This window comes from Nocardia takedensis NBRC 100417, assembly GCF_000308695.1.
In the GTDB taxonomy this organism is placed as follows: Bacteria; Actinomycetota; Actinomycetes; order Mycobacteriales; family Mycobacteriaceae; genus Nocardia; species Nocardia takedensis.
Genome location: NZ_BAGG01000047.1, coordinates 1 through 20,373 on the forward strand (window position 1 = coordinate 1; position 20,373 = coordinate 20,373).

21 protein-coding genes are annotated in these 20,373 nt (G+C 71.3%); 17 read left to right on the plus strand and 4 right to left on the minus strand.

Annotated elements, in window-relative coordinates:
- Positions 1-317 precede the first annotated feature (317 nt).
- From ON30_RS10185 to ON30_RS10195, 3 genes are all read left to right on the plus strand, one after another.
- Positions 318-1,103 carry a hypothetical protein gene (locus tag ON30_RS10185; RefSeq protein WP_040706035.1) on the plus strand — a complete coding sequence of 262 codons (786 nt, stop codon included), beginning with the start codon at positions 318-320 and terminating at the stop codon, positions 1,101-1,103.
- Positions 1,093-1,551, plus strand: coding sequence for a hypothetical protein (locus ON30_RS10190; protein ID WP_040706037.1), 459 nt, complete (start codon positions 1,093-1,095; stop codon positions 1,549-1,551). Before ON30_RS10185 ends, ON30_RS10190 begins: the two co-directional genes overlap by 11 nt.
- Positions 1,552-1,808: 257 nt before the next feature.
- The gene (locus ON30_RS10195; RefSeq protein WP_157183679.1) at positions 1,809-2,468 is read left to right on the plus strand and encodes a DUF8020 domain-containing protein; all 660 of its coding nucleotides are present in this window, start codon (positions 1,809-1,811) and stop codon (positions 2,466-2,468) included.
- A 12-nt stretch (positions 2,469-2,480) separates the two neighbouring features.
- Here ON30_RS10195 and ON30_RS10200 read toward each other — a convergent pair whose 3' ends face one another.
- Entirely contained in the window at positions 2,481-2,978 is a 498-nt protein-coding gene (locus tag ON30_RS10200; RefSeq protein WP_040706039.1) for a DUF6764 family protein, read from the minus strand.
- A gap of 546 nt (positions 2,979-3,524) precedes the next feature.
- Here ON30_RS10200 and ON30_RS10205 point away from each other — a divergent pair.
- From ON30_RS10205 to ON30_RS10270, 14 genes are all read left to right on the plus strand, one after another.
- Positions 3,525-4,751, plus strand: coding sequence for an ATP-grasp domain-containing protein (locus ON30_RS10205; RefSeq protein WP_245553994.1), 1,227 nt, complete (start codon positions 3,525-3,527; stop codon positions 4,749-4,751).
- Entirely contained in the window at positions 4,748-5,596 is an 849-nt protein-coding gene (locus tag ON30_RS10210) for a Rossmann-like domain-containing protein (protein ID WP_040706042.1), read from the plus strand. Before ON30_RS10205 ends, ON30_RS10210 begins: the two co-directional genes overlap by 4 nt.
- Positions 5,593-6,654, plus strand: coding sequence for a PLP-dependent cysteine synthase family protein (locus ON30_RS10215; RefSeq protein WP_040706043.1), 1,062 nt, complete (start codon positions 5,593-5,595; stop codon positions 6,652-6,654). The genes ON30_RS10210 and ON30_RS10215 overlap by 4 nt, the downstream gene beginning before the upstream one ends.
- On the plus strand, positions 6,651-7,682 hold the full coding sequence (locus ON30_RS10220) for an enolase C-terminal domain-like protein (protein WP_040706044.1): 1,032 nt from the start codon (positions 6,651-6,653) through the stop codon (positions 7,680-7,682). The genes ON30_RS10215 and ON30_RS10220 overlap by 4 nt, the downstream gene beginning before the upstream one ends.
- A complete protein-coding gene (locus ON30_RS10225) occupies positions 7,679-8,983 on the plus strand; it encodes an MFS transporter (RefSeq protein ID WP_040706046.1) in 1,305 nt (434 codons plus the stop codon). Before ON30_RS10220 ends, ON30_RS10225 begins: the two co-directional genes overlap by 4 nt.
- A complete protein-coding gene (locus ON30_RS10230) occupies positions 8,967-9,812 on the plus strand; it encodes a class I SAM-dependent methyltransferase (RefSeq protein WP_051029149.1) in 846 nt (281 codons plus the stop codon). The genes ON30_RS10225 and ON30_RS10230 overlap by 17 nt, the downstream gene beginning before the upstream one ends.
- Positions 9,813-9,843: 31 nt before the next feature.
- Complete coding sequence (locus ON30_RS10235) at positions 9,844-10,641, plus strand: ABC transporter ATP-binding protein (RefSeq protein ID WP_040706047.1); 798 nt, start codon at positions 9,844-9,846, stop codon at positions 10,639-10,641.
- Entirely contained in the window at positions 10,638-11,726 is a 1,089-nt protein-coding gene (locus ON30_RS10240; RefSeq protein WP_051029150.1) for a FecCD family ABC transporter permease, read from the plus strand. Before ON30_RS10235 ends, ON30_RS10240 begins: the two co-directional genes overlap by 4 nt.
- A 118-nt stretch (positions 11,727-11,844) precedes the next feature.
- Positions 11,845-12,825 carry an ABC transporter substrate-binding protein gene (locus ON30_RS10245; RefSeq protein ID WP_040706048.1) on the plus strand — a complete coding sequence of 327 codons (981 nt, stop codon included), beginning with the start codon at positions 11,845-11,847 and terminating at the stop codon, positions 12,823-12,825.
- A 206-nt stretch (positions 12,826-13,031) separates the two neighbouring features.
- The gene (locus tag ON30_RS10250; protein WP_040706050.1) at positions 13,032-14,321 is read left to right on the plus strand and encodes a hypothetical protein; all 1,290 of its coding nucleotides are present in this window, start codon (positions 13,032-13,034) and stop codon (positions 14,319-14,321) included.
- Positions 14,318-15,217 (plus strand): hypothetical protein, encoded by a 900-nt coding sequence (locus tag ON30_RS10255; protein ID WP_040706052.1) that lies wholly within the window; start codon positions 14,318-14,320, stop codon positions 15,215-15,217. The genes ON30_RS10250 and ON30_RS10255 overlap by 4 nt, the downstream gene beginning before the upstream one ends.
- Positions 15,218-15,330: 113 nt before the next feature.
- Positions 15,331-16,251: an ABC transporter substrate-binding protein gene (locus ON30_RS10260; protein WP_051029152.1), complete on the plus strand. Its 921-nt coding sequence runs from the start codon at positions 15,331-15,333 to the stop codon at positions 16,249-16,251.
- A 3-nt stretch (positions 16,252-16,254) separates the two neighbouring features.
- Positions 16,255-17,175: an amino acid ABC transporter permease gene (locus tag ON30_RS10265; protein ID WP_040706053.1), complete on the plus strand. Its 921-nt coding sequence runs from the start codon at positions 16,255-16,257 to the stop codon at positions 17,173-17,175.
- 50 nt (positions 17,176-17,225) lie between these two features.
- The gene (locus ON30_RS10270; protein ID WP_040706072.1) at positions 17,226-17,978 is read left to right on the plus strand and encodes an amino acid ABC transporter ATP-binding protein; all 753 of its coding nucleotides are present in this window, start codon (positions 17,226-17,228) and stop codon (positions 17,976-17,978) included.
- A 133-nt stretch (positions 17,979-18,111) separates the two neighbouring features.
- Here the strand turns inward: ON30_RS10270 and ON30_RS10275 are convergent, their stop codons facing one another.
- From ON30_RS10275 to ON30_RS10285, 3 genes are all read right to left on the minus strand, one after another.
- Positions 18,112-18,663: a DUF8020 domain-containing protein gene (locus ON30_RS10275; RefSeq protein ID WP_040706055.1), complete on the minus strand. Its 552-nt coding sequence runs from the start codon at positions 18,661-18,663 to the stop codon at positions 18,112-18,114.
- A 195-nt stretch (positions 18,664-18,858) separates the two neighbouring features.
- Entirely contained in the window at positions 18,859-19,536 is a 678-nt protein-coding gene (locus tag ON30_RS10280; protein ID WP_157183680.1) for a respiratory nitrate reductase subunit gamma, read from the minus strand.
- Positions 19,537-19,618: 82 nt separating this feature from the next.
- Positions 19,619-20,353, minus strand: coding sequence for a LysR family transcriptional regulator substrate-binding protein (locus tag ON30_RS10285; RefSeq protein WP_051029153.1), 735 nt, complete (start codon positions 20,351-20,353; stop codon positions 19,619-19,621).
- Positions 20,354-20,373: the final 20 nt, after the last annotated feature.

Consider the following 20,373-nt stretch of genomic DNA (forward strand, 5'->3'; position numbering starts at 1 on the left):
CCGTCGCGACGCCCCTGTGGGTGATGTCGATTCTGGCACCTGTGGACGTTACCCCCGTGCGTCGATTGGGGGAGAGTCGCCGACGTCTCTCTCGGTGTTCGGCAATTTGCGAGCAAAAGGTTCGAACGGCAGAGTGTGACAAACTCGGAGACTGTTTCAGCGGGGTCTGCGCGATACCCCAGAGAACGGTAGCGGAAACCAACCAATCGGTACTGGGCAACGCTACAGTTATGTCCGATCTTGGTCGGCAAAATTTTATTGAGTTCAATCCGGTAAATCTGTGAACAGGGTGGATTACCGGGCTAAAGTCCATGCCCATGACCGATGGACTTCTCGACAGTCGCGGCTACGCTTTCGCTCGCGATCTACGGGCAACCGAACGCTTGTGGCTGAGTCGGTCCGTGCGCACGATCCTGGTCGAACTGGCGGGCACGTTGAGTGGACTCGGTCCCCGTGCCTGGGCCCGATATCAGGCAGGTGAACTGGAATTCACGCAGGCGCGCGAGTTCCACCTGGCCCTGCTCCGGGTGCACAGCGTGCTCGCGGAGGAGATCGAGGCGGGGATGGCCGAGGCCGCCGCGGCCGCCGTGGACAACACCGCCGACCTGGGCGACCTGGCCGCCGTCTCCGGCATGGACCGCGCCCACACCCACGAGTTGTGGGGCCATCGCGGCGCGGGGGAGCGCCTGGCCCTGGTGATTTCCCAGCCCTGGCCGGACGCCGCCGCGTCCCCGCTGCTCGGGCCGCGCGCGGGCTACGAATACGACCGCCGCTGGTGGCCGGTCGGCACCGCCGTGCGCCGCAATGCCGCGCACGTGATCGTCGTGGTCGACCAGCGGGTCCGGCGGATCTACGCCGTCGACCCCGAGGGGTGGCGCAGCGACGAGACCGGAACCCGGTGGGAATTCACGGCTTTCGGGTCCGCTCCGCTCGCCCCCGCCGCCGTCGAAGGCGCCTTCGAGCGCGGACAGCTACCCGTCCGGGTGGGCGACCACTGCGCGGCGCGCCTGGATCGCGGGTGCGCGCCCTGCTATTTCGAGGCGCCCGTGCCCTTCGACCTGCCCGGCTCGCTGGACGTGGCCTCGGTGGCCGATGACCGGTGAGGCGCCTACGACGGGCGACGCCGAATTCGCCGCCCGCCTGGACCGGCTCATCATCGACTGGGAACGACGCCGGGGCCAGCCGTTGCAGTACCGCGAACTGGTCGACGCCCTGGCCCGGGTCGGCCAGACCGTCTCCCCGTCCTACATGTCCATGCTTCGGCGCGGCCACCGGCGCAGTCCGCGACCCGAACTCATCGAGGCGCTGGCCGGTTTCTTCGGCGCGGACGCGCACTGGCTCGGCACCGGGACGCCGCGCGGGGAGCGCCGCGCCGATATCAGCGTGATCGCCACGGTGTCGCAGTATTCGCTGCGTCGCCTGCTGCTCGCCGCGACCGGACTGTCCAGTTCGTCGCTGTCGATGCTCGCCGATCTCGCCGAACGCATTCGTCCCGGTGACGCGGAATTGCCCGGTCTGCGCTATACGGCGCGACTGACCGATTCGTCGTGAAACAGGGAATGGTCCGCTATCGCCGTATTCGGGCGGTGCGCACCTGATATTTCGCCGTGCCGGGGCAATGACCTGCGGCGCGTCTCGGCGGCGCGCGAATTGCGGACGCGCGGTCCGCCGCTATCGGTGTGTCCGGGGATCGATCAGTGTCGATCACCTATTTATCACCGGAATCCCGTAACGAACCGGCCACTGTGGTTGTGTTTCGCGGCGAGACGGTCGGCAGCCGGCCGCGCACCGATGAAAAAGGACATCTCGTGATCGCAACCACGCGTATCGCGGCGCTCGCGCTCGCCCTCGTCGCGGCCGTCGCGCCCGCGACCGCCCACGCGGACGCCCCCGAACGGCCGGACATCGAATACCGGGTCGTCGCCGCGCCCGACGGAGTCCTCACGACCCTCTCGCGCGGCGGGTTCACCGTCGACCGTGACGCGGCCACCGTCACCGTCGTGGACGAGGACGGCACACCGGTCATGACGCTGCCCACGCGTTTCGTCGTCGGCGACCGCGCGCTGCGCACCGAGGTGGCCGTCGACGGGGCGGCCAGGGAACTCAGGATGAGGCCGAAGGGGTGGGAGCCGCTGCCCGAACCGGCCGCGCGGCCGGTCGCCTCGCCGCTGGAGGATCGCGCCGCGCTCGCGGACTTCTCCACCCGCTTCGGCCTCGCCACCGCGGTCGGCACCTTCGTCGGCACCGCCGCGGGGCTGGTCGTCGGCACGGTCGCGGGCTGCATGCTTGCCGGTCTCGGATGTCTGCCCGGTGCGGTCACCGGCGCGAGCCTGGGCGGGGTCATCGGCACGATCGTCGTCGGCGGACCGGTGCTGGTGATCTCGGCGGTCGAACTGATCGACACCCTCACCGCTCCGAGCGGCTCGAGCAGGTGGGCCAGGGTCGTCGCGCGCGGGTCAGCGCGCTAGCCCGCGACCGGCTCAGCCCATGGACACGCAGCCCTGCAAGGTCTGGAAGTCCCCGGCGAACCCGGCGCCGCCCGTGCAGGTCGGCCCGCTGGTCCCCGGAATGGTGACCGTCGCGCCCGGTCCCGCGATACCGATCGACAGGCCCGGACGCACGCCCGCCGCGTTCACGGTCGCGCCGGGGCCGACGGCGATGGCGGCGGGGCCGGACAGCGCGGTCGAGGTCGAGGTGGCGACGCCGCCGTTCTGGGCGATGGCCAGCGACAGGCTGTTCGCGGCCGCGTCGGCGGTCGCGCCGCCGCCGAGGCCGAATGCGGCCGCCGCCCCGCCGGCGTCGCTCTCGGCCGAACACGCCGCGTCGCTCGCGGTGTTCTGCACGGCGCCCGCGCCGGGCACCCGGCAGTCGACGTTGTCGGCGGCGGCCTGCGGAGCGGAGAGTAGGGCCAGGCCGAGTGCGGCCGGGACGGTGGCGAGCAGCGCGGCCGTGCCGCGCCGGGTGAGTGCGATTCTCATGACTGACTCCTGCGCGTGTCCCGCGCGCCGGTCGATACGGGCCGTCGGCGGTGACGTTCGCGAACTCGTTGCGGTGGTGTCCGATCGCTGAGCGGCGCATCCCGCTCGGCACCCTTCCACGGTAGCCGATATTCGATGCAAATTCGATGCATCGAACCGGTGCATTCGGAACGGTGTCGTCGGACTACCCGGAATGCCCGTCGATAACCACGGGGTGGGCGTGCGGGATCGCGGGCGGCTCGGCGAGTGCGCCGGTGCCGGCGGGGTGAGTCGGCTCTGCCGGGCAGGTCGCTCGCGATTGGGATCGTCCATGGAGAAGGGTGGGGGTCGCAGCGTTGTTGCCTGGAAGTCGCGGGAGGGGGAGTTGTCGCGGCGATCGCGGTGTCCGCCCTGCTCGCCGATAGTCAGGGCTATGCAAATGGCAACCATTGTCATTACTATTCCCGTCGTTCGGTCCGCGTGGCCGGGCTTGTCCGAGTGGGGATTTCCGACACCGAGCGAGGGACCATGGCACACCTGCTGATGATCGAGAGTTGGGTCGGCTCGATGAGTACCCTTCTGCCGCGGGCGATCCGGGAGAGAGGGCATCGGTTCAGCCTGCTCACCCGCGATCTCGGGCACTACCTGCGCGCCCGCGCCGACGCCGAGCATCCGCTGCTGGGCGCGGCCAACATCCTCACCGTCGAGACCAACGACGAGGCCGAGGTGCTGGACCGGGTGCGCGACCTGCGCTCGGCGCTCGGCGTGGACGGCGTGCTGTCCTCCTGCGACTACTACCTGCCGCTGGTGGCCGCCGTCGCCGCGGAGTTCGGCCTGCCGGGTCCGAGTCGCGAATCCGTGCGCACCGCCTGCGACAAGGAGGCCACCCGCCGGGTCTGCGCGGCGGCGGGCGTCCCCGGTCCGGCCTTCGCCGTCGGATCACGCTGGCCCGAGTTGGCCGACGCCGCGGCGGAACTCGGCTATCCGCTGGTGGTCAAACCGATCGACCTGTGCGGCGGGATGTACGTGCGGCGCGTCGCCGACGCCTCGGAACTGCGCGCGGCGGTCGAGGACATCGCGGGCTTCCCCGTCAACGCCAGGGGGCAGGTCCGCTCCGCGACCGTCCTGCTCGAACAGTGCCTGGAGGGACCGGAGTTCAGCGTCGAGACGGTCACCGCGCGCGGGCACACCACGGTGGTCGGGGTCACCGACAAGACCTTGACCGGCGCGCCCTGGTTCATCGAGGCGGGACACATGTTCCCCGCCGACCTGGACCCGGCCGCCGCCGACGCGATCGCCGGCGTCGCGGTCGCCGCCGTGACCGCCCTGGGCCTGGACGACACCGTGGCGCACACCGAGATCCGACTGACCGCCGACGGTCCGCGCCTGATCGAGGTCAATCCGCGCCCCGCGGGCAACCGCATCACCGAATTGATCCGCCGGGTCACCGGCGTCGACCTGCCCGCCGTGCACGCCGAACTGGCCGCGGGCGAGGTCCCCGACCTGACGCCGACCGCCACGGGCGTCGGCAGCGCCGCCGTCGCGTTCGCGGTGCCGCGCCGGACCGGGCCGGTTGTCGAGATCGCAGGCCACGACCGGTGGTCGGGACTGGCCGAGGTGGTCGAGCACGCCACCGCCGCGCCCGGCACGGTGGTGCGCCGCGCGCGCGACAACAACGAATACCTCGGGCACGTCATGGTGGTGCGGGACCGTCCCGGCGCCGCGGGGCCCGCCGCCCGCGCGCTGATCGAGGACCTGCGGATCACCCACGCCGAACCGGAACTCGTCCGATGACCGCGCCGACCGCGGCCCGCCCCGCCTCGGTGGCCGAACTGACCGAATGGACGGCCGCCGGGACGCTGGGCCCGGACCCGTCCACCGTCCGGGCGTCCTCCGCCTTCCTCACCGTCTACGGCACCCGGCACGCGGGGCGCGCGCACGGCTACCGCAACGAAGTGCTCAGCGTGCGCGTCGGCGCGGCGGTGGGTTCGTGCGGCATCGAACGCGACGCGCCCGGCGACCACCTGCGCGCCGTGGACGACTGTCCCGGCGCCACCGTCGCCGACCTGCTCGTCCATCCGCTGCCCGCCGTGCGGATCGCCGCGCTGGACGCCTACCTCCTGCACGCGCACCCGCATCCGCGCGCGGGCGGGCGGCGGGCGGAACCGGTCACGGTCGCCGGTACGGACACGCTGGAGAAATCGCGTCGCCGCGCCGCCGCCGTGGTCGACCTGCTGCCCGTCGGCCCCGGCGCGGTCGTCCTGGTGATCGGAGTGGTCAACTCGCTGCTGGCCGCGCTGCGCGCACGCGGGATCGACTACCTGCCCTGCGACCGCGTCGGCGGGCACACCGAATGGGGTGAACCGGTGGCGACCTCGGCCGCCGACGGTCTGGAGAGGTGCGACGCGCTGCTCGTCACCGGAATGACGCTGGGCAACGGCAGTTTCGACACCCTGCGCGCGGCTGCCGCCCGCCGCGCGGTCCCGCTGACGCTGTTCGCGCAGACGGGCAGCGCCGTGCTGCCGTGGTTCCTCGGTCCCGGCGGCGTGCACGCGGTGTCCGCCGAGCCGTACCCGTTCTTCTCCCTCGACGGCGCGCCCAGCACCCTGTTCCACTACCGGGACGGCGGTGCGGCGTGACCCCGCTCGCGGCGCAGGCCGATCTGCTGCGCTTGGTCGGCGAAACTCCCGTGGTCTGGCTGCCCGCCGGACCCGGCGGCGCGGGCTACCGGGCGAAACTGGAAGCGGCGGGCATCGGCGGGATGAAGGCGCGCGCGGCGGTGTCGATGCTGACCGCCGCCGCGGCCCGCGGTGACCTCGCCCCGCACGCCCCGGTCGTCGAATCCACCAGCGGCACACTGGGGCTGGGTCTGGCGCTGGCCGGGCGCGCGCTGGGCCATCCGATCACCCTCGTCGTCGACGCAGGCCTGGAACCGGAGATGCGGGCGCTGTTCGGCATCTACGGCGTCCGCCTGGAAACGGTGACGCGCCCGCATCCGACAGGTGGGTGGCAGCAGGCCCGCCTGGACCGGCTCGCCGAACTGCTCGTCACCACGCCCGGCGCGTACTGGCCCGACCAGTACAACAATCCCGACAACGCGCGGGGTTACGCCGCGATGGCGCTGGAGATCGTCCGGCAGGTCGAGGCCGTCGACATCCTGGTCGCCTCGGTGGGGTCGGGCGGACACAGCGCCGGACTCACCGGCACGTTGCGCAGGCAGTGGCCCGGGATGCGGGTGGTCGGCGTGGATTCGGTGGGGTCGCGGATCTTCGGGCAGCCCGCCCGGTCGCGGGTGATGCGCGGACTCGGCAGCAGCATCCTGCCCCGCAACGTGCGCTACGCCGATTTCGACGAGGTGCACTGGGTCGGTCCGGTCGAGGCGGCCGCCTCGTGCCGCGAACTGGCCGCCGCCACCACGATCGCGGGCGGGTGGAGCACCGGCGCGACCGCGCGCGTCGCGGGCTGGCTGGCGCGGCGCGAACCGTCCGCGCGGGTGCTGACCGTCTTCCCCGACGGGCCGTTCCGCTATCTGAACACCCTCTACGACGAAACCTGGTGCGCGGAGCACGGACTCACCGGCCGCCCCGCCGACCACCCCGTCGAGATCGCCGCGCCGGACCGGGTCGAGGTCGACGGCTGGGCGCGCTGCCGGGTGGTCACCGATCCGGCGGCCCTGACCGAGGACGTCCTGGTATGAGACTCGAACACACCGTCGAGACACTGAGACTCGCCACACCCCTGCGCATCTCGCGCGGGGCGATGAGCGAGCGCGACGCCGTGCGCCTGACCCTGTCCGACGACCGCGGTCACGGGCGCGGTGAAGTGGTCACCAGTCCGCGACTGGGGGTGGACGCCGAGTCCGTCGCCCTGGCACTGACGCGGGTCGCCGACTGGATGGGCGCGGACGACGCCGTCGCGTTGCGCGCCCGACTACCGGAACTGCGCGCCGCGCTGCCCGAGGCGCTGCCGGTGGTCGCGGCCGTCGACTGCGCCGTGCACGACTACCTCGCCACCGTCGCGGGCGTGCCGCTGTGCGATCTGCTCGGCCTGCCGCGCTGGGACCACGTGCCCACCGCGTACACCGTCGGCCTCGGGACCGTCGAGGAGGCCGCCGCCTCGGCCGCGCGGGTGACGGCGACCGGCTTCACCGTGCTCAAAGTCAAAGTGGGCGTGCCGGACCCGGCCGCGGATATCGCCCGGGTGCGAGCCGTCCGTGCGGCCGCGCCCGCGGCCGCGCTGCTGCTGGACCCCAACGGGGCCTGGGACGCGCCGACCGCGATCGAGGTCCTCGCGGCGCTGACCGACTGCGCGCCCGCCGCACTCGAACAACCGGTCCCCGCGCACGATCTCGACGGACTCGCGCGGGTCGCGGCGGCCCTGGCGGTGCCCGTCATCGCCGACGAGGCCGCGGCGCGGGTGGCGGATCTGTCGGCGCTCCCGCCCGGCATCGCGGGTGTCAACGTCAAACTCGCCGAATGCGGTGGCCTCGACGCGGCGCTGGTGATGATCGAATGGGCGGCCGCGGCGCGGGTGGGGGTGATGCTCGGCTGTCTGGTCGGCTCCTCGCTGAGCATCGCGCCCGCCGCTCACCTCACCGGGATCGCGCGCTGGGTCGACCTGGACGGACACCTGCTGCTGGCCGACGACCCTTGGCGCGGTCTCGGCGGCGCCGACGGCACGCTGCGCAGACCCGCGGGCCCCGGACTGGGGGTGACCCGCCGATGACCACTTGGCGTTCGTTCGCGTCCTTCCCGCTGTCGGTGCGCGTGCTGCTGGTCAACCACTTGGCCGGCAATATCGGTTTCTACCTGCTGATTCCGTTCCTGGCCGAGTACCTGCTCAATGATCTGGGGCTCTCGGCCGCGGTCGCGGGCACCGTGCTCGGGGTGCGCAACCTCAGTCAGCAGGGGTTGTTCCTGGTCGGCGGGTCGGCCGCCGACCGCCTCGGCGCGCGCGGGGTGATCATCACCGGCGCGGCGATCCGGGCGCTGGGCTTCGCGCTGTTCGCGGTGGGCGGGTCGGTGCCGGTGGTGCTGCTCGCCTCGGTCCTGACCGGTTTCGCCGGCGCGCTGTTCAACCCGGCGGTGCGCGCCTACATCGCCCGCGACAGCGAGGACCGCGCCGCCGAGGCGTTCGCGCTGTTCACCGTCTTCGGCAATGTCGGTTCCGCGCTGGGACCGGTACTGGGCACCGTGTTGGTCGCGGCCGGTTTCCGGATGACGGCCTTGGTCGCGGCGGGCATCTTCTGCTCGCTGACCCTGGCCCAGTTGGCGCTGCTGCCCGCGCGACCGGTGCCGCGCGCGAACACCACCGTCGCCGGCGATCTGGCCACGGTGTTCGCCCATCGCGCTTTCCTGGGCTTCGCGGTGGCGCTGATGGGGATGTTCGCGTTGCAGAGTCAGATCTATTTCCTGTTCACCGTGCAGGCCAGGGCCGCCGCGGGCGGGGCGGGGGCCGCGGCGGTGGCGGCGCTGTTCGTGGTGGAGACGGCGGTGATCCTGCTGTGGCAGGTGCGGCTGACCCGGTGGTGCGGGCGACGTCGTGATCGCGGGCCCGCGATGGCCGCCGGGATGACGGTGATGGGCGCGGCGTTCCTGGCGCCGCCGGCCGCGGCGGGGATCATCGAGGACCCGACGCTGCCCGTCGCGGTGCGACTGTTCCCGGTGTTGCTCGCGGCGGTCGGTTTGGCCGTCGGGGTGATGATCGTCTCGCCGTTCGTCAACGAATTGATTCCCCGATTCAGCGGAACCCGGCTGACCGGAACGTATTTCGGTGCATTCTATCTGCTGTCCGGTGTTTTCACGGTGACCCTCACCGCCCTCGCGGGCGCACTGCTCGACCGGGGCGGCGGCGCGTTGTCGTGGCCCCCCGCCCTGCTGTGCGCGGCCACCGGATTCCTCGCGGCGGGGGCGGTGACGGCGCTGCACCGACGCGGCCTGCTGCCCGCGGGCGGCATCGCGATCGGGTCCGCCGTCCCGACGACCACCTCGGCGAAAGGTGACACCCACGATGACGAGCGCGGCTAGCGGACCGGTCCTGGCGACCGACAGTTTTCTCACCGACAATTTTCTCACCGACAATCCGGCCCTCTACGAGCGCGCCTTCCCCGACACCGGCCGTCGCAACGCGCGGTTCGTCCACGATCTGGTCGCGCGCTTCGGCGACGGTCCCGCCCGCACGCTGCTCGACGTCGGCGCGGGCACCGGCCGCGACGCGGCCCGACTGATCGAACTGGGGTATCGCGTGCGCGCGGTGGACATCTCGGCCGAGATGGTCGCCTACGCCCGCGAGCACCACCCCGGTCCGGATTTCGAGATCGGCGACATGCGCACGGTGCGCAGCCCGGAACCGGTCGATGTCGTGACCTGCCTGGGCAGCACGCTGCTGCACCTGCACGACAGCGCCGAGATCGTCACCGCGCTCACGGCTTTCGCGCACTGCCTGCGGCCCGGCGGACTGGTGGTCCTGGAGATGCGCAGCGGCGCGTTCCTGCTCACCGAGCGCGGTCGCCGCGAACTGCTCGACGTCGAGACGGTCCGCGAGATCGACTGGGCGGGAACCACCTACACCGCCCGCACCAGGTTGCGGCTCGACCTTCCCGAGCAGTTGCTGCGCCGCGAACGGGTGTGGACCCGACCCGGGTGGGCCGAGGAGGTCCGCCAGCACACCGCGTGGCGGCTGCTGTTCCCCCGGGAGTTGCGACACCTGTTGGCGCTGAGCGGTTTGCGGACCGTCGCGCTGTTCGACGCGCCCGGCCCGCTGACCGAGCCGGCCTGGCCGGGTGACGGTGCACTGTCCGGGGCGCTGGACGGCGACCGCCTGCACGTGGTCGCCCGACGCGAGGAGGCGCTGTGACGGGCGCGGCCCCGACCCCGAACGGCGCGTCGTGATCTCCGTCGAGGCCGTGAGTTTCGGCTACGGGGGCGCGCTGGTGCTCGACGGGATCGCGCTGGCGGCCGACGCGGGCAGCACGATCGGTCTCATCGGCCCGAACGGCTCCGGCAAATCCACGCTGCTGCGCCTGATCTACCGGGCGTTGCGGCCGCGCGGCGGGACGATCCTGATCGACGGGACACCCGTGGCGCGCCTGCGCGGGCGGGAGTTGGCGGCGCGCCTGGCGGTCGTCACCCAGGAGTCGCCGACCGAGACCCCGATCAGCGTCGCCGAGACCGTTCTGCTCGGACGCTCCCCGTGGGCCGGTGCGGTGCAAGGGTATTCGCGGCAGGACCGGATCGCGGCCGCCGCCGCGCTGGAACGGGTGGGCGCGCGCGAGCTTGCCGACCGGCCGTTCTCGGCGCTCTCGGGCGGCGAACGGCAGCGGGTGCTGATCGCCCGCGCGCTCGCCCAGCGCGCCGACCACCTGCTGCTCGACGAACCCACCAACCATCTCGACGTCCGATACCAGCACGAACTGCTCGCGCTGGTGCGGGATCTGGAGGCCACCACGCTGGTGGTCCTGCACGATCTGAACCTGGCCGCCCGCTACTGCGACCGCCTGGTCCTGCTCGACGGCGGCCGGGTCGCGGCGGCCGGACCGGTCGCCGACGTGCTGACCCCCGAGATCCTCGAACCCGTCTACCAGGTCACCGTCCAGCGGTCCTTCGCCTTCGGCGCGGTGCAACTGCTGTTCGGCCCGCGCGCGGACACCGTCGCGGGCGACCGGCCGAAAGCGGTGAACTCGTGACCGTCACCCCGCTGCTCCCCGAGGTCGAGGTGGACGATCTCGGCCACCGCCGCCACCTGCTCACGACCCTGCTGTGGGTCCTCGGCCTGAGTGTCGCGCTGGCGGCGGTGATCGTCGTCGCGATCGGCACCGGCCCGGTCGGCGTCGCCCCGGGCACGGTGGCGCGCATCGTCGGCCACCACACTGTCGGCTTCCCCGTCGCGCGGGACTGGACGGCCGCGCAGGACTCCATCGTCTGGTTGGTGCGCGTGCCGCGGGTACTGCTGGGCGCGCTGGTCGGCGCGGCGCTGGCGGTCAGCGGCGCGGTGTTGCAGACCATCGTGCGCAACGTCCTGGCCGACCCGCACATCCTCGGCGTCACCTCGGGGGCCTCCACGGGCGCGGCCGCCTACCTGCTGTTCGGCGTGACCGCCGCGGTGACCGCGACGGCGTTGGCGGCCAGCGCTTTCGCCGGCGCGCTTGCCGCGACCGCGCTGCTCTACCTGGTGGCCCGGATCAACGGGCAGATGACCTCGCTGCGACTGCTGCTGGGCGGGGTGACCATCGGCTACATCGGGTCGGCGGCGACCAGTTTCCTGATCTTCGCCTCCGACACCCCCGAAGGCGCGCGCACCGTGCTGTTCTGGCTGCTGGGCTCGCTGGCCTCGGCCGCGTGGACCTCGGTCGCCACCACGGCGGCGGCGGTCGGCGCGTGCCTGCTCGCGCTGTTCCTGTTGGCGACCCGACTCGACGCGCTGGCCATCGGCGACGACACCGCGCGGACCCTGGGCCTGCGCCCCGAACGCCTGCGGATGCTGGCGCTGGCGGTGGTCGCGCTGTGCGTGGGCGCGGTGGTCGCGGTCGCGGGCGCGATCGGCTTCGTCGGGCTGATCGTGCCGCACGTGGCGCGGCTGTGCGTGGGCGGCGCGCACCGCAGGCTGCTCCCGGTCTCGGCGCTGCTCGGCGCGCTGTTCCTGGTCGCGGCCGATGTGGTGGCCCGGATCGCCTTCGTCCCGCGCGAACTGCCGCTCGGGATCGTCACCGCCGTCGTCGGCGCGCCGCTGTTGCTGCTGTTGATCCGGCGATTCCCGCGCCCCGCCGCCTGACCTCGCCGCCCGACCTCACCTGCCTGCACCTCCCGCCTGTACTTCCCGCCTGACCTCGCCCGCCTGCACCTCCCGCTTGCACTCCCTGCCTGTACTCCCCGAGAAAGGACCCTTTGACGTGACCACAGGTGTACCCCGACTATCGCGCCGCCTGGCTCTGGCCGGCGCGGCGCTGCTGACCGCCGCCACGCTCGCCGCCTGCGGCGCACCCGATTCCGCGTCCGGCCCCGCCGACGCCGGCTTCCCGATGACGATCTCGAGTTGCGGCCGCGAGGTGAGTTTCGAGCGGTCCCCGGAGCGCGTGGTGACCGTCGGTTCCGTCGCCGCCCCGCTGTTGGCCGCGGCGGGCGCGGCCGATCGGGTGAAGACCCGCTCCTTCGAGACCGCGCCGTTCCCCGGCGAATACGCCGAGGCGCTGCGCGGCGCGGAGATGATCGCGCCCACCGCCGAACTGGCGCGCGAGGAGATCATCGCCCGCACCCCGGATCTGGTGGTGAGTTTCGAGGGCGCGGCGATCAGCGCCGAGGATCTGGCCGCCGCGGGTATCCCGCTGCTGGTCACCCGCGGATACTGCCAACAGGCCAACGGCTCCTACGACGACGTGTTCGCCGATATCGAGCTGTACGGAAAGTTGTTGGGCACCGAGGATTCCGCCCGGGCGACGGTGACGGCGTTGCGGCAGCGCGTCACGGCCGTGGCCGACCGGCACGCCGCGCCGGGGCCGAAACGCCCCGCGGCGGCGCTGATCATCTCCCGTGACGGAACCAAGGTGAACGCCTACGGCGGGACCAGCACCGCGCACACACAATTGGGCATCCTCGGTTTGGACAATGTCTTCGGCGAGGTCGCCAAGCGCAGTTTCGAGGCCAACACCGAAACGCTGATCGCCCGCGATCCCGAGGTGATCATTCTGCTGACCCAGGGCGATCAGACTCCCGAGTCGGCCCGCGCCGCCCTGCGCGCCCGTCTGGAACTCGCCCCGATCGAGGCCGTCGCCGCCGACCGGATCATCGCCGTCCCCTTCGGCTACACCGGTCCGGGTCCCGTCGCGGTGCAGGGGTTGGAGGTGCTCGACCGCGAACTCGCCGCGCTGCGCTGACGCGGTCCTCGGCCGTCCGTGCCCGGCGCGGGCGGCCGTGCGAATCCCCGCTAGCTTGTGCGGCGAATTCCGCCGTGCATGCATGAAATTCCGCCTGGCATAGACATTCTCGAAACAGGAATGCCGCCCCTCCCGGACAACGCACAAGAATGGTGCATCACATGCGCCGGTGTGTTACACATGTCGCCAACGGCAAGGAGGCGGTTGTGTCACGTCCGTATCGGCTCATCATCTGGGGTCCCGGCGACATGGGCGGCCGTGCGCTGCACACGGCGCTGAACTCCCCCGACTTCGAGGTCGTCGGGGTCAAGGTCTTCAGTCCGCCCAAACACGGCCGCGATATCGGCGAACTGGTCGGGCTGCCCGCCGTCGGCGTCGCGGCCACGACTTCCAAGGAAGAAATCCTCGCGCTGGACGCCGACTGCGTCGTGCACACCCCGACCACGCCGTCTCTGGTGCGCGGCGCGGACGCCGACGTGCTCGATCTGCTGGCCTCCGGCAAGAACGTGGTCTCGGCCGCCTCCTACCACAACCCGTCGATGACCAATTGGCTCTCGGCCTCGCAGTCGCCGCTGTCGGTGCTGCGCACGGTCTCGAAGATGAAGGTCACCGGTGACGCCTTCGGCGCGGAACTGCGCCGGGCGATCGGCGCGCTGCGGGTCGGCATGCGGGCGATCGACTCGCTGCCCGCGCGCCCGCTGCGTCCGGCCGTGGACCGACTGGCGGGCGCCGTGGTCGACCGCGCCATCCCGCGCCGCCCGCTGGGCAGCACGTTGCAGGCCGCCTGCCTGAAGGGCGGGGTGTCGCTGCACGGCACCGGCCTGCACCCCGGCCTCATGGTCGAACAACTGCTGCTGCGGTTGGCCGGTGTGCTCGACGAGGTGCGCGAGGTGAAATTCCTGGAGGTCGGCGATCTGTCGGCCGCCCCCGACGGCATGTGGGGCGGCCTGGCGAGCCTGGGCTTCGGCACGCCACTGAGCGCGGTGGACTCGAACCACGCGATCGGGCTCATGCAGCACTTCTACTTCAACGACGTGATCGGCAACGTCGCGCACGCGCTGCGCGGCGTCGGCTCCGAGGCCGTGCGGGTGGAACGACTGCTCTACCCGGTGCCCGCGCGGGTTCGCGTCCACGCGGGCGGGACGGTCATCGAACCGGGCACCGTCGGCGCGATCCACATGACCTACCGCGGCTACATCGGCGACGAGTTGTTCATGACCAACGAGGAGTGCTGGCACGTCGGTGCGGGCAACGCCCACCTCGGGCCCGACCATCCGCGCAGCCTGTCCGGCGGTCACGTGATCAGCCTGGACGGCGTTCCCGGCCGCATCGAGATGCGCAACGAGATGGACGACGACGCCTACAGCGCCGACTGGTCCGCGGTCACCGACATCTCGGTGCGCGCCATGCTGAGCGTCGTGCCGGAACTGTGCGCGGCCCCGCCCGGCGTGGTGATGCCCGATCTGTCCCCGCGCTACCGCTTGGAGAACGCATGAGCTCGCACACCCTGACCGTGGCGCTGCTGGGCGCCGGGCCGGTCGTGGACCGGCTCGCCGAGAAGATCGACGCGCGCCCGGATCTGCGCCTGGTCGCGCGGACGGCCGCGACCGAGCGCCCGCCCGCGGGCACCGACGTGGTCGTCTACGTCCCGACGCCGGCCGAACTGGCCGCCGACGCGCCGTACGAGATCCTGACGCGCCTGCTGCGTGACGGGCACGACGTGGTCTCCACCCTGCCCGCCGGGGGGCCGACCCGCGCCGAGTTGCGCGAGGCTTGCGCGGCGGGGGAGTCGACCTACCACGCCACCGGCGCGTTCCAGAGCGCGATCGGCATCCGGTCGGCGCGGTCGTTGAGCGAGGTCACCCGCGACATCCGGCGCGTGGACCTGGTCGAGGAACTGGTCTTCCCGGCCTCCGCCGTGCACCCGTGGGACACGCTGGGCGACAACGGGATCTCCGCCGCGGCCGCCGATGCGGTGGCCGACTGGTACGAGGCGGGTCTGCGGGTACTCGATGAGGCCGTGTTCGCGGGTGCGGCGGGCGCCGAGGCCGTGGTGCGGTCCGAGATCGAGGTGGTCGCGGGCGAGGACGGCGCCGTCGAGAAGGTCGTGGTCGAGCGGGAACTCGGACCCAGCCTCGGATACCGCTCGGTCTGGACCGTGGCGGACGAGGTCGACGTCCCGCTGCGCTACCGACTCACCACCAGCACCCCCGCCGGCCGCGGCACCGCGACGATCGAGTTCCGCTTCGCCGGCGACCTGCACCCCGCCGACCACCTGACCTGCGTCGGCGTGCTCGACGCGCTGCGTCCGGTGCACGACGCGGAACCCGGCATCGCCCATCGCGACCCGTCGATCACCGCGCTGATCCCCGACGCGCGGCTGGTCGGCTGAACGGTTCGGCTCCGGTTACGAGTTCGTGTCGCCGGGCCCGCGCGGCTGCGAGATACCGACCCTTGGCCTAGATTCCCATCCATGTGCTGACGCCCGGGTGACGCCGAGCCGAAATGTGGAGGACTGCTGTGTCTGTTCGAACGGTTCTTGGCGGAGGTGCCCTGCGGGCCGTGTGCGTGCTCGTCGGCGGCGCACTGGTGCTGACGGGATGCACCAACAACACCGAGGAGTCCGGTCCGGCCGCGGCGAAGGTGTCGGTGGCGAAGGTGGACTCGATCGCGGCGACCCTGCCCGACAAGATCAAGCAGTCCGGCAAACTCGTCGTCGGCGTGAACGTGCCCTACCAGCCCAACGAGTACAAGGACGCCGACGGCGAGATCGTCGGGTTCGACGTGGATCTGCTCGACGCGGTCGGCGCGGTGCTGGGCGTGCAGGTCGACTACGTCGAATCCGCCTTCGAGAAGATCATCCCGGCCATCCAGGCGGGCACCTACGACGTGGGCATGTCCTCGATCACCGATTCCAAGGAACGCCAGCAGCAGGTCGATTTCACCGACTACTTCCAGGCGGGCATCCAGTGGGCCCAGCAGGCGGGCAAACCCATCGATCCCGAGAACGCCTGCGGCAAGAAGGTCGCCGTGCAGGCCACCACCGTCGAGCACACCGACGAGGTGCCCGCCAAGAGCGAGAAGTGCGTGGCCGCCGGCAAACCGGCCATCGACATCAAACCCTTCGACGAGCAGAGCGCCGCGACCAACGCGCTGGTGCTGGGCCAGGTCGACGCGATGTCGGCCGACTCCCCGGTGACCGCCTACGCCATCAAGCAGAGCGACGGCAAGATCGAATCCGCCGGTCCGGTCTTCGATTCGGCCCCCTACGGGTGGGCGGTGCCCAAGAACTCGCCGCTGGCGGGCGTGCTGATGGCCGCGCTCAACCACCTGATCGACAACGGCCAGTACAAGACCATCACCGAGAACTGGGGTGTGCAGGAAGGCGCGATCACGAAGTCGGTCGTCAACGGCGCCGAGCGCTGACCGATGTCGCAGGCCGTCGTCCCGGACACCGAGCCGGAACCCATCCGGGCGGTGCCGCTGCGCCGCCCCGGACGCTGGATCGCCGCCGCCGTCATCTTGGTCCTGCTCGCGCTGTTCCTCTACGGCGCGGCCACCAACGAGGCGTACCAGTGGGGCACCTACGGGCGCTACCTGTTCGACACCCGCATCCTCGCCGGCGCCGCGGTCACCCTGGAGTTGACCGTGCTGGCGATGGCGCTGGCCATCGTGCTCGGCACCGTACTCGCGGTGATGCGCCTCTCACCCAACCCGGTGCTGCGCTCCACGGCCTGGGTGTACCTGTGGATCTTCCGCGGCACCCCGGTCTACGTGCAGTTGGTGTTCTGGGGACTGTTCCCGTCGCTGTACCGCAACATCGCCCTCGGCGTCCCGTTCGGTCCGCAGTTCTTCCACCTCGACGTCCAGAATCTGCAGGCCGCCTTCGCCTTCGCCGCGATCGGCCTGGGACTCAACGAGGCCGCCTACATGGCCGAGATCGTGCGCGCCGGCATCAACTCCGTCGGTGAGGGGCAGCGGGAGGCCTCGGTCGCGCTGGGCATGTCGTGGAGTCAGACCATGCGCAGAACCGTGCTGCCGCAGGCGATGCGCGTCATCATCCCGCCCACCGGCAACGAACTGATCGGCATGCTCAAGACCACGTCGCTGGTCACCGCGATCCCGCTGTCCACCGACCTGTTCGGCCGCGCCCGCGACATCTACGGCGTGAACTTCCAGCCGATCCCGCTGCTGATGGTGACCGCGACCTGGTACCTGGCGATCACCAGCGTGCTCATGGTCGGACAGTTCTATCTGGAGCGCTACTACTCGCGCGGTGTCTCGCGGCAGTTGACGGCACGGCAACTCAAGGAACTCGCCGACGCGCGGGCGGGGGTGAAACAGCCGTGACCGACGTCGAATCCGCCGAGAAGCCCGCGGCGCCGGAGTCCGCGCCGCCGATGGTGGTGGCCGACCGGGTGTGCAAGAGTTTCGGCGCGCTGCGCGTCCTGCAAGGCATCACCCTCGAGGTGGCCCGCGGCGAGGTGCTGTGCCTGATCGGCCCGTCCGGGTCGGGCAAGTCGACCTTCCTGCGCTGTATCAACCACCTCGAACGCATCGACGCCGGGCGGTTGCACGTCGACGGCGAGTTGGTCGGCTACCGCCAGAAGGGCGACAAACTCTACGAACTGCATCCTCGCGAGGCCGCCCGCCAGCGTCGCGACATCGGGATGGTGTTCCAGCACTTCAACCTGTTCCCGCACCGCACGGCGCTGGAGAACATCATCGAAGCGCCGACCCAGGTGAAGAAACTGCGGCGCGCGCAGGCGGTGACCCGGGCCCACGAACTGCTCGAGCGGGTCGGCATGGCGGACAAGGCCAACGCCTATCCGGCGCAGCTGTCCGGCGGTCAACAGCAGCGGGTGGCCATCGCGCGGGCGTTGGCGATGGACCCGAAACTCATGCTGTTCGACGAACCCACCTCGGCGCTGGACCCGGAACTGGTGGGGGAGGTGCTCGGGGTGATGCGCGAACTCGCGCGCGAGGGCATGACGATGATCGTGGTGACCCACGAGATGGGTTTCGCCCGCGAGGTCGCCGACCGACTGGTCTTCATGGACGCGGGCGCGGTGGTGGAATCCGGTGTGCCGCGCGAGGTTCTGGCGAATCCCGCGCACGAGCGGACCAAAGCCTTCCTGTCCAGACTCCTCTGATTCGACTGATTTCGACGCCTGCCGTACCGGCACAGCTCGGACTCCGACGCGTCGCGGATCGTGCCGCCTATTCGAGACGACAGCGCCGGGTGGAGTACTCCACCCGGCGCCGATCACTGTCCGAGCGCGGAGATCAGGGTCCGGGGACGAAGAAGAACCCGATCGCCGCGCCGATGGCCGCGCCGATCAGACAGCCCGGGATGGCGCCGATGACGAAGAACCAGATGCCGATGGCCACGCCCACCAGACAGCCGATACCCGCGCCCACCGCGGTGGTGACGGGGCCGCCTGCTTCGTGGACGCCGGGGATGTCGCGCGATTGCAGGGCGGCGGGCGTCGGACCGCCGACCGGGGTGAGGGTCAACTCGGTGGCCGAGGCGTCCAGACTCGGTGTGACGCCGAAGGTTCCGCTGTCGGTGCGCAGCGTGGTCGGGATCGCGCCGACCACCGCGCCGTCGTCGGCGAGCACGGTGACCGAGTCGGGGGTCAGGACGAAGCGACCGGAGGCCAGCGAGACCTGCGCGCTGGAGTGGTCGGCGGCCAGGGTGGTGGTGTAGGCGACCGGACCGTCGGTCGCGGCGAGGTTCACATCGCCCAGGGTCGCCTCGCCGTGCGCGGTCGCGGTCGCGACGCCGGTGGCGGCGATGGCCATGAATGCGGTCGCCGCCATTTTCTTGATGAACATGGGCCTTCCATTTCTCTGGCTGGGAATTGACGTTCCCCGACGAACGCCACCGGATGCGCAAAATGATCCACCCTCGGCACGCCGGTGTCGACGGGGAAACGCCCGAGGGAATTCCGGACTTCCGGTCGGAAATATCCCCACGGGGAATGTTTTCCGCGAATCACGGTCCGGGAAAATACGGTCCGGTCGGTCCGCTCAGGATTCGCTGACCGGACGTCGTCGGGTGAGTCCGCGCGCCCAGCGGATCACCGGGCCGGCAAACGTACCGGACAGTCGCGTAAATGGCCAGATGGCGACCATCAGGATTATCACCAGCCCGCGCACCTGATAGATCACCGGCGCGTGCCGGATGGCCTCGGCATTCGGATGCAGACTCGCCAGCGAACGCATCCAGGTGAACAACGTCTCCGCCGTGCGGTACCGATCCCCGGCCGAGTACGGGTCGAACCGTACGATCACCCCGGACAGCAGGGCCGCGACCAGCGCGGGCATGGTGATCCGGTCCAGCGGGGTGATCGCCGTGTGCGGTACCGCGTCGATGACGTCGGGCAGGAACAACAGCACCGCGCCGATGCCCGCCGCCACCACGCCGATGAATTCCACCAGCACCAGAATCAGGAACAACGCGCCCATCGGATGGCTGTTCGGACCCGCGGTCACCATATCGGTCAGCCGTGCCGCGATCACCATCCCGAAACCGATACGGAACGCCTGCATCCCCAATCGGTGCGGACCGTCGCTCACCGGCGGGTCGACGAAATCCCGGAAACGATCCCGGCGATAACGCCAGATATGTCCGACGACGAACGAGACGAGCGCCAGATACGGAAGGAGAATCCACAACAGCGGCGGCAGCATGGGGGCGGAGGTCACTTTCGCGGGGGACGTTCGGCGGCCCCCACTCTTGCAGGAGTTCGCCGAAACGACAAAGAGTCCAACGGTCCCTACCGAGGAGTCAGGCGGGCGCGCCGAACGCGCGCCGCAGCCTGTCCAGCAGTTCGGCCGCCGCCGCCGCCGGGTTGCCCGGACGGTCGCGGTGCCGCACCAGGGCGAGACGGCCGCGCAGCGGGGGATCGACGATCGCCAACGCCCGCACGCCGAACCGCGCGGCCTCGGTCTCGGTGAGTCCGGGAACGATCGCGACGCCGAGTCCGTGCGCCGCCAATTGCAGCAGCAACGGCGGCGCGGCGCCCTCGTAGGCGATCTCCGGCGCGAAACCCGCGGCGGCGCAGGCACGGTCGAGCACGCCGCGCACCCCCGTGCCGTGCGGCAGGCAGATCAGCCGGTGTTCGGCCAGCGCGGCTACCGGAAGCGCTTCGCGCAGCGGCGAATCGAGGGCGACGGCGGCGACGAGCGCGGTGTCGAGGACGACGTCGACCCCGAGATGCTCGGCGATCGGCGCGCCGGTCAGGCCGACCAACGCGATGTCGAGTCCGCCGTGGCGCAGCGCCTCGAGCATGTGTTCGGAGGTGTGCTCGGTGAGTCCGACGGTGACGCCCGGATGCGCGGCGTGGAACTCCGCGAGCACCCCGGCCAGATCGAACCCCTCGCCCGCCACGCCCGACACCGCGCCCAGGCGCACCCGCCCGCGCAGCAAGCCGGTGAACTCGTCGACGGTGCGCGCGACCCGTTCGGCCGAGGCGAGCGCCGCGCGCGCGTCTGATACCGACGGCGGCAGGGTCGAGGACATGGGAACCGACACGACGACAC

Bases quoted from the DNA above. Each gene is read 5' to 3' on its own strand.
- ON30_RS10185 (WP_040706035.1), top strand. From the start codon at position 318: ATGACCGATGGACTTCTCGACAGTCGCGGCTACGCTTTCGCTCGCGAT.
- ON30_RS10190 (WP_040706037.1), top strand. From the start codon at position 1,093: ATGACCGGTGAGGCGCCTACGACGGGCGACGCCGAATTCGCCGCCCGC.
- ON30_RS10200 (WP_040706039.1), bottom strand. From the start codon at position 2,978: ATGAGAATCGCACTCACCCGGCGCGGCACGGCCGCGCTGCTCGCCACC.
- ON30_RS10205 (WP_245553994.1), top strand. From the start codon at position 3,525: ATGAGTACCCTTCTGCCGCGGGCGATCCGGGAGAGAGGGCATCGGTTC.
- ON30_RS10210 (WP_040706042.1), top strand. From the start codon at position 4,748: ATGACCGCGCCGACCGCGGCCCGCCCCGCCTCGGTGGCCGAACTGACC.
- ON30_RS10220 (WP_040706044.1), top strand. From the start codon at position 6,651: ATGAGACTCGAACACACCGTCGAGACACTGAGACTCGCCACACCCCTG.
- ON30_RS10225 (WP_040706046.1), top strand. From the start codon at position 7,679: ATGACCACTTGGCGTTCGTTCGCGTCCTTCCCGCTGTCGGTGCGCGTG.
- ON30_RS10230 (WP_051029149.1), top strand. From the start codon at position 8,967: ATGACGAGCGCGGCTAGCGGACCGGTCCTGGCGACCGACAGTTTTCTC.
- ON30_RS10255 (WP_040706052.1), top strand. From the start codon at position 14,318: ATGAGCTCGCACACCCTGACCGTGGCGCTGCTGGGCGCCGGGCCGGTC.
- ON30_RS10260 (WP_051029152.1), top strand. From the start codon at position 15,331: ATGTGGAGGACTGCTGTGTCTGTTCGAACGGTTCTTGGCGGAGGTGCC.
- ON30_RS10265 (WP_040706053.1), top strand. From the start codon at position 16,255: ATGTCGCAGGCCGTCGTCCCGGACACCGAGCCGGAACCCATCCGGGCG.
- ON30_RS10270 (WP_040706072.1), top strand. From the start codon at position 17,226: ATGGTGGTGGCCGACCGGGTGTGCAAGAGTTTCGGCGCGCTGCGCGTC.
- ON30_RS10275 (WP_040706055.1), bottom strand. From the start codon at position 18,663: ATGTTCATCAAGAAAATGGCGGCGACCGCATTCATGGCCATCGCCGCC.
- ON30_RS10285 (WP_051029153.1), bottom strand. From the start codon at position 20,353: ATGTCCTCGACCCTGCCGCCGTCGGTATCAGACGCGCGCGCGGCGCTC.